4 protein-coding genes are annotated in these 6011 nt (G+C 72.8%); all 4 read right to left on the bottom strand.

Annotation, left to right across the window (positions count from 1 at the left end; all coding sequences use genetic code 11):
* Positions 1 to 113 precede the first annotated feature (113 nt).
* The 4 genes from QM595_RS17770 to QM595_RS17755 all read right to left on the bottom strand — a co-directional run bounded on the left by QM595_RS17770 (position 114) and on the right by QM595_RS17755 (position 5779).
* The gene (locus QM595_RS17770; RefSeq protein WP_415172914.1) at positions 114 to 554 is read right to left on the bottom strand and encodes a hypothetical protein; all 441 of its coding nucleotides are present in this window, start codon (positions 552 to 554) and stop codon (positions 114 to 116) included.
* Positions 555 to 694: 140 nt separating this feature from the next.
* The gene (locus QM595_RS17765) at positions 695 to 3496 is read right to left on the bottom strand and encodes an FAD-binding and (Fe-S)-binding domain-containing protein (protein WP_415172913.1); all 2802 of its coding nucleotides are present in this window, start codon (positions 3494 to 3496) and stop codon (positions 695 to 697) included.
* A gap of 133 nt (positions 3497 to 3629) precedes the next feature.
* Positions 3630 to 4526 (bottom strand): NUDIX hydrolase, encoded by an 897-nt coding sequence (locus QM595_RS17760; protein ID WP_415172912.1) that lies wholly within the window; start codon positions 4524 to 4526, stop codon positions 3630 to 3632.
* A complete protein-coding gene (locus QM595_RS17755) occupies positions 4523 to 5779 on the bottom strand; it encodes a geranylgeranyl reductase family protein (protein ID WP_415172911.1) in 1257 nt (418 codons plus the stop codon). The genes QM595_RS17760 and QM595_RS17755 overlap by 4 nt, the downstream gene beginning before the upstream one ends.
* Positions 5780 to 6011: the final 232 nt, after the last annotated feature.

Here is a 6011-nt window from a genome sequence, read left to right as displayed (position 1 = left end):
GTCCCACGCAGTGGGGCGCAAGGCGCCGAAACGAGCGATACCGGGGTTGTCTCGTGAGTTTCGGCGCCGCCGCGAGCCGCTGTGTGGGGCGTCGCGCAGTAGGTCAGGGCTTCTTAGACACGTTCTCGGCCTCGCGGCGAGTCCGGGCAGACGCCGATCTCGTCGGCGGGCAGCGGGACGATCTCCTCGTCGGAGGCGACGTGGAGGACGGCGAGCGGGACGCCATGACCGGCCGCGGTCGCGGTCATGGCGCGGCCCCAGGCCCGGTCGACCGGTGTCAGTGGCGGCGGGCCGGGCCGGCACTGAAGCGCCGCGATCTGGCCGGCGCTCTCGCCGAGCAGCTGCTGCCAGATCCGGCCGAGGTTGTCGACCGTCCTCGGGTCCGGCTCGTCCGGCAGGTCCTCGATCTGGGTCATCAGCGGCGTGGGCCGCAGATCCTCGCCCAGGACGCAGAACCACAGGTCGCGGCGCGACCATCCCAGCGGGTGGCAGATCGCGATCCAGAAGTCCAGCAGGTCGGCCTGGGTCCGGATCAGGGGTGCATAGGGAGTCATGTCCCGAAGCCTGCCCAGCGACGCCGGGCGTCCTAACCGGCGTTCTCGGGCCTGTGGACAACTCGGTCCGGGACCGCTGCTGTGGACGGCTTTTGGCCTATCTGGCACCGAGTCCGCGGATCGAGGCTAAGAGCGAGTCCTCAGAGCCGGGAGGCGAGCAGCTCGGCCAGGTGCTGGGTGGGCACCTGGGCGAGGTCGTCGAGCTGGACTCGGCAGGACATGCCGTCGGCGAGGATCACGGCGTCGGGGTGGGAGCGTACCGCGGGGAGGAGGTGGGTCTCGGCGATGGCGACGGAAACCTCGTAGTGGCCTTGCTCGACGCCGAAGTTGCCGGCCAGGCCGCAGCAGCCGGCGACCTTGGTCACGGTGGCGCCGGCCTTGCGCAGGAGTGCCTCGTCAGCGGCCCAGCCGAGGACGGCGGAGTGGTGACAGTGCGGTTGGGCGACGACCTCGACGCCGGTCAGGTCGGGCAGCGGCAGCTCCAGCCGGGTCACGAGCTCGGCGAAGGTGAGGATGCCCTCGGCCACGGTGCGGGCCTCGGGGATCGCGGTGAGCTCGAGTGAGTCCGAGCGCAGCGTGGCCAGGCAGGAGGGCTCCAGGCCGATCACCGGCACTCCCGAGGCGACATAGGGCGCCAGGGTCCGGGCGGTGCGCTCGGTGATGGCGCGGGCCCGGTCGAGCTGGCCGGTGGTGATCCAGGTCAGGCCGCAGCAGGCGTCGTCCTTGATCACCCTGACCCGCAGACCCCGGGCTTCCAGGAACCGGATCGCGGCCAGCGCGGAGCGGGCGAAGAAGTGGTCGGTGAAGGAGTCGGCCCAGATCCACACGTCGGGCCGGGTGTCGGCCCCCACGTCCCGCAGCCGCGCGGTCGCCGCGGCGCGCCGTAGCGTCTTGGGCGCGAACCTCGGGATGGAGCGGCGCTGGTCGATGCCAGCGGTCTTCTTCGCCAGCCGCGCCAGCGGCCCGACGCGCAACGAGGCGTTGGCGACGCCCGTCACCGGGGCGGCCAGCCGGGCCCACTTCGGCAGCCGGCCCAGCGTGTAGTGGGAGCGGGGACGCCGCTTGCCCCGATAGGCCTGGTGCAGCGACTCGGCCTTGTAGGTCGCCATGTCGATCCCGGACGGGCAGTCGGTGGAGCAGCCCTTGCAGGCCAGGCACAGGTCGAGCGCGCCGGCGACCGCCGGGTCGGCGAGCCCGTGCACCAGGCCACCGTCGAGGGCCTCCTGCAGCACCCGGGAGCGGCCGCGGGTGGAGTCCTTCTCGTCCTTCGTGGCGAGGTACGACGGACACATCACCCCCGCGGTGTGCGGGGCGACGCACTTGCCGACGCCGGTGCAGCGGTGCACCGCCGCGCCGAGGTCGCCGTCGTCGTGGAGCAGCCGCAGCCCCGCGTTCGGGCGTGCCCGGGGCCGGACCGGCCGCAGATCCGAGGTGAGCGGCGCCGGGTCCACGATCACGCCCGGATTCATCAGCCCCTCGGGGTCGCAGATCTCCTTGACCGCCTTGAAGAGGTCGATGGAGGTGGCGTCGTACATCAGCGGCAGCAGCTCCGAGCGCACCCGGCCGTCGCCGTGCTCGCCCGAGAGCGTGCCACGGTAGTCCCGCAGCTTGGTGGCGCAGGCGGTCATGAAGTCACCGAAGACTCGTGCGGAGGCGGGGTCCCCGGGCGCGAACGGGAAGTCGATGCGGCAGTGGATGCAGCCGTCGCCGAAGTGGCCGTAGGGCACGCCCTGCAGCCCGAAGTCGACCAGCAGCGACTCGAAGTCGCGCAGCCAGGCGCCCAGGTGCTCCGGCGGCACCGCGGCGTCCTCCCAGCCGGAGTAGGCCGGCGTGGGCAGCGACCGGCCGGCCAGGCCCGCGCCGTCCTCGCGGATCCGCCACAGCACTGCCGCCTCGGCCGGGTCCTCCACCAGTCGGGCGTCCAGGTGAGAGCCGACGGCGAGCAGCTTGGCGAGCAGGTCCGGCCCGTCCTCGCCGGCTACCTCGGCCATCAGCCAGCCGGCGCCCTGCGGCAGCTCGGGCACCGAGCCGCCCTTGGCGCGGACCAGGTCGACGATCCGGGCGTCCATGCCCTCACAGGCGATCAGCCGGCCGGGCGCGGCCGAGAGCAGGGCCGGCACCGCGTCCGCGGCGTCGGCCATCGTGGCATAGCCGAGCACCAGCAGTAGCCGGCCGGGCTCGTCGGTGACCAGCCGGACCGTCGCCTCCAGCACGGTGGCCAGGGTGCCCTCGGTGCCCACCAGGAACCGATCCAGTCGCCGCCGCTCGGGCAGCAGATGTTCCAGGGAGTAGCCCGACACCTGCCGCCCGAACCGGCCGAACTCGGTGCGCAGATGGGCCAGCTGTCCCTCGGCCAGCGCCGCCAGCCGCGCTCCGGTCTCCCCGGAGAACGCCCCTCCGTCGTACCGAGCTATCTCGCCGTTGCCGAAGACAACCTGTAGCGACTCGACGTTGTCCACGGTGCGGCCATAGCCCAGCGCCCGCGAGCCGCAGGCGTTGTTGCCGATCATTCCGCCGATGGTGCAGCGGGTGTGGGTCGAGGGGTCCGGTCCGAACCGCAGCCCGTACGGCGCCGCCGCCCGCTGCAGATCCGCGTGCACCACGCCCGGCTCGATCACCGCCGTACGCGCCTCGGGGTCGATCGAGAGCACCCGGTCCAGCCGCCGGGTGTCCACCACGATCCCCGGTCCGACCGCGTTGCCGGCGATCGAGGTCCCCGAGCCCCGCAGCGTCAACGGCACCCCCAGCTCGCGGGAGGCGGCATGTAGAGCCACCAGCTCCTCGGTCGCCCGCGGCCTGACCACCACCCGCGGGACGACCCGATAGAGCGAGGCGTCCGAGGAGTACAGCGCCCGGGCCAGGGTCGAGTCGTCGACCTCGCCGATGCCCCGACTCCGCAGCTCGGCGGCGAGGTCAACGGCAACGGCGGTCACATCCGCCATTCTCCCAGATGGCGAGTCAGGAGCTCGTGGTGGCCACCAGGTGAGCAGACGCAAACTGACACCCAAACCCCGGTGAGCAGACGCAAACTGACACCTGAAGACCGCTGACCGGACGCAAACTGATGCCGGCTCGTCAGCGCGCCTCCAGCGCCGCCTTCACGGCGTCGGTGACGTCGAGCTGGTCGACCTCGACCAACGGCACCCAGGCGGCCGCATCGGTGGTGCCGTCGACCTCGACGACCCGGGGCTCCTGCCGACTGGTGACACTGGCGGCGAAGATCAGGTGGATGCCGTGGAACTCCTCGCGGCGTCCGTGCGGGGCGGTGCCGGTCAGCGAGATGTCGTGGACCGCAAGCGGCTCGCGCACCTCGACCGCCAGGCCGGTCTCCTCGCGCACCTCGCGCACCAGGCCGTCGCGCGGGCTCTCGCCGAAGTCCAGCCCACCGCCGGGCAGGTGCCACTTGCCGCCGTGCACCGCGTGCGGCGCGATCCGGGTCAGCAGCACCTCCTCCCCCGCCAGGCCCTGCCGGATGACCAGCGCATAGGCGGCCACCCGCTGCACCCGGGTCACCCGGTGCTGGGCGAGCGCCTCGCGCACCAGCGGCAGCGTCGGCACAGTGCCGTCGAGCACATCGGCCAGCGGCAGCCAGGCCGCCTCGGCGGTCGAGCCGCCCACCTCGATGGTGTGCGGCTCGGGCGCGTCGACCGCCACCCAGCCGTCGTACACGATGCGGAGGGCGTGGGCGTCGACGTTGCGGCCGCGGCGCCAGGTGTTGGCGCGGTGCGCGGAGAGCACCCAGGCGGTCTCGCCAATGGTCACCTCGAGGCCGGTCTCCTCGTAGACCTCTCGCACCACCGCCGCGCGCGGGTCCTCACCGTGGTCGAGTCCGCCGCCGGGCAGCGTCCAGAGCGGGGAGGTCGTCAGCGTGTCCGCGAGCCGGCTGAGCAGGATCTGGTCATCCCTGAGGATGACGGCGTACGCCGCGACGCGCTGCACCCGGGGCAGCCGCTGGGCCCGGCGCGACCTCATAAGAACGGCCTCCGGTGATCCCTGGCCAGCGAGCGACGGCCCGCCCAGCGCCAGACCCGGGCGGCGCGGTCGCGGTCCTCGTCGGTGACCAGGTTGCCCATCCAGCGCAGTGCCAGCGTCATCAGCCAGTCCGAGCGCATCCCGATCGGGCCGAGCGCGGCGACGAGCCGAGGGTTGGTGGCGATGCCGGCCAATCGGCGGGCGACGGAGAACGCCTCGCCGTAGTGCTCCCGCAGCAGCGCCGGCCAGACCTCGGCCAGGTCGTCGTGCTGCTGCAGCGTCTCGGCGGCCAACCGGCCGGTCTCCAGGCCGTAGTCGATGCCCTCGCCGTTGAGCGGGTTGACACAGCCGGCGGCGTCACCGATCAGCGCCCAGTTGCGCCCGGCGACGCCAGTGACGGCGCCACCCATCGGCAGCAGCGCGGAGGCCTCGGCGCGCAGGTCGCCCTCGATGCCGAACTCCTCGCGAATGGTCTCCGCGTAGATTCGCATCAGCGGCTTGATGGCGCTCTGCCCCATTCCTTGGCGAGCGGGGCGCTTGGCGGTGGCCAGCGTGCCCGCGCCGAGGTTGACCTCACCGGTGCCGAGCGGGAAGACCCAGCCGTAGCCGGAGAGCACCTCGCCCCGTTCGCCACGCAGCTCCAGATGGCTGCTGATCCAGGGGTCGTCGGTGCGGCTGCTGGTCACATAGGAGCGGCCCGCGACGCCGTAGACCGTGTCGCGGTGCCACTCACGGCCCAGCACCTTGCCTAGCGGCGAGCGAACCCCGTCGGCGACCACGAGCCGGTTGCAGGCGACGTACGACGTCTGGTCGCCGGTCTTGAACGTCACGCCAACGACCCGGCTTCCCGCGACCGTCGCGTCGACCGCCTTCCAGCCGTCGACCGCCGACGCGCCGGACTTGATCGCGGTGGTGCGCAGGTGGTCGTCGAGCTCGGTGCGGGGCACCGCGCTTCCCCAGCTCGGCAGCGTGCCCCCGGGCCAGGGCAGCTCCAGGGTCTGTCCGAAGCCGTGAGCGCGCAGGCCGGTGTTGACCGGGTGCGCACGCAGCCAGTCCTCCAGGCCCAGCCGGCTCAGCTCGTGGATCGCCCTCGGGGTGAGCCCGTCGCCGCAGGTCTTGTCGCGGGGGAAGACCGCCATGTCGACGAGCAGCACCTCGACGCCGGCCCGGGCCAGCCAGGCGGCGGCCGCCGACCCCGCCGGCCCCGCGCCCACGACCAGTACGTCGGTCGAGGCGGGCAGCGGGGCGGTCATGTCACCCATTCTTCCAGCACCAGCCCCACATGCCGAGTCGGCACAAGTGCGGCTCTCAGAGACGCCGAGTCGGCAGAAGTGCAGGCCCCACAAACGCCGAGTCGGCGCTAGTGGTCGTCTCCGGAAGTTCGTCCCGGGTCTGCGCGGCCCAGGCACACCCATCGCGGCGTTGGCGCCGCTCGGAAGACGCCCGGTATGCCGTCGCGACGCCGCCTTGCGCTGCGCGCACCTG

It is taken from the genome of Nocardioides sp. (assembly GCF_047607185.1).
Lineage (GTDB): Bacteria > Actinomycetota > Actinomycetes > Propionibacteriales > Nocardioidaceae > Nocardioides.
The sequence above is the reverse complement of the archived record's forward strand: the minus strand, read 5'-3'. Positions and strand labels throughout refer to the sequence as shown.

What these genes read in the sequence shown, in the direction of transcription:
- QM595_RS17770 (WP_415172914.1), bottom strand. Translation starts at nt 554, where the DNA reads ATGACTCCCTATGCACCCCTGATCCGGACCCAGGCCGACCTGCTGGAC.
- QM595_RS17765 (WP_415172913.1), bottom strand. Translation starts at nt 3,496, where the DNA reads ATGGCGGATGTGACCGCCGTTGCCGTTGACCTCGCCGCCGAGCTGCGG.
- QM595_RS17760 (WP_415172912.1), bottom strand. Translation starts at nt 4,526, where the DNA reads ATGAGGTCGCGCCGGGCCCAGCGGCTGCCCCGGGTGCAGCGCGTCGCG.
- QM595_RS17755 (WP_415172911.1), bottom strand. Translation starts at nt 5,779, where the DNA reads ATGACCGCCCCGCTGCCCGCCTCGACCGACGTACTGGTCGTGGGCGCG.